Source organism: Rhizobium mayense (assembly GCF_030272705.1).
In the GTDB taxonomy this organism is placed as follows: domain Bacteria; phylum Pseudomonadota; class Alphaproteobacteria; order Rhizobiales; family Rhizobiaceae; genus Rhizobium; species Rhizobium mayense.
Window position 1 is genome coordinate 1 of sequence record NZ_JARFYM010000136.1, and the last position, 346, is coordinate 346.

At 65.6% G+C, this 346-nt stretch carries 1 protein-coding gene; it reads left to right on the top strand.

Going from position 1 to position 346, the window contains the following annotated elements:
- The coding region (locus PY649_RS35360) for a zinc-binding dehydrogenase (protein ID WP_285873637.1) at positions 1–346 on the top strand (346 nt) is incomplete at both ends.

A 346-nucleotide genomic window follows, 5' to 3' on the forward strand; every position in this document is an offset into this window, starting at 1 on the left:
CTATCTCGTCAACATGACGAAGCGCGGCGCCGACCAGATCGGCGGGGCCGACTACACCTTCGACTGCACCGGCAACACCAAGGTGATGCGCCAGGCGCTGGAGGCCTCGCATCGCGGCTGGGGCAAGTCGGTCATCATCGGCGTCGCCGGTGCCGGCCAGGAGATTTCGACACGCCCCTTCCAGCTGGTGACCGGCCGCACCTGGATGGGCACGGCCTTCGGCGGCGCGCGCGGCCGCACCGACGTTCCGAAGATCGTCGACTGGTACATGGAAGGCAAGATCCAGATCGACCCGATGATCACCCACACCATGCCGCTCGAAGACATCAACAAGGGCTTCGAGCTG